At 65.0% G+C, this 1,438-nt stretch carries 1 protein-coding gene; it reads right to left on the reverse strand.

Annotation, left to right across the window (positions count from 1 at the left end; all coding sequences use genetic code 11):
- Window positions 1–1,438: condensation domain-containing protein (locus A5652_RS19080; protein ID WP_232001243.1), on the reverse strand; the 1,438-nt coding region annotated here is incomplete at both ends.

Here is a 1,438-nt window from a genome sequence, read left to right on the forward strand (position 1 = left end):
GGATTGAGCCGCTCGACCAGTACCTCAAAGGGCACATCTTGATGCTCATACGCCGCCAGACTGCGCTGACGCACCTGCGCGAGCAATTCGGCGACGGTCAGTTTCCCGGCTACATCCACCCTCAACACCAACGTGTTGACGAAGAAACCCACCAACTCGTCCAGCGCAGGGTCGCGGCGTCCAGCGATCGGGAACCCCACCGCCACATCGGCGCTCCCACTAAGCGTCGACAGCAAAACCGCGAGGGCGGCCTGAACCACCATGAAACCGGTCGCGTTGTGCTCTGCCGCCATCTCGCGGACCCGCTGCTGCAGTTCGGCCGGCCAGTCGACCACCACGCTGGCGCTGCGGTAATCGGCAACCGGCGGATAAGGCCGATCGGTGGGCAGCTGCAGACGTTCGGGCATCCCGGCGAGTACGTCTTCCCAGTAAGCCAGCTGCGCACCGATGCGGCTGGCGCTGTCGTCGAGATCGCCGAATTGCGCGCGCTGCCACAACGTGTAATCGACATACTGCACCGGCAACGGCGCCAAATCCGGCGTCTGCCCCGCAGACCGGCTCGCATAAGCCACAGCCAAATCCCGCACCAGCGGGCTCACCGAGACCCCGTCGGCGGCGATGTGGTGCACCACCGCCACCAACACATGCTCATCCTCGGCGATGCGGAAAAGTTGTGCCCGGAAAGGGATCTCGCTAGCCAGATCAAACGTGTAACGGACCGCGGCGCCGACGGCCTCCTCCAGCCGGTCGTCCGACCAGCCGACGGCATCGATGACTTGCCAACCAAAGTCCTGCCTGGGGGCGACCACCAACTGGTGGGGTATCCCCTCTGGCGCGAGAAACAGTGTGCGCAGGCTCTCATGACGACCAACCACGTCCGCCAGCGCCTCGGCCAACGCGTCGGCATCGAGGCGACCACTCAGCCGCAGCGCCACCGCCATGTTGTAAACGGCTGAAGATCCCTGCAACTGGTTGATGAACCACAGCCGGCTCTGAGCAAACGACAGCGGAACCACCGCCGGTCGCTCAACGGCCACCAACGGCTCCAGCCCACCCTCGCCGACGCCGATACGGGGGATCAACTCGGTGACGGTTGGCGCCTCGAACAAAGCGCGGACCGGAACGCTGGCATCCAACGCCCTGTTGATCGCCGCGACGACCCGCATCGCCGACAGCGAATCGCCACCCAGATCGAAAAACGACTCGTCGACGCCGACGCGCTGCAGCCCCAGAACTTGGGCGTAGACACCAGCGACTATCTCCTCGATCGCCGTGGATGGAGCGCGATAACCGACAACATCCTGGTATTCCGGTACCGGTAGGGCCCGTTTGTCGAGTTTGCCGTTGACCGTCAGAGGCAAGGCGTCGATCGGCACTATCGCGGCGGGGACCATGTAGGCCGGGAGCCGCTCGGCCAGGGCCGTCCGCAAGGCGGCCG

It is taken from the genome of Mycobacterium sp. 1165178.9, from assembly GCF_001673555.1.
GTDB lineage: Bacteria > Actinomycetota > Actinomycetes > Mycobacteriales > Mycobacteriaceae > Mycobacterium.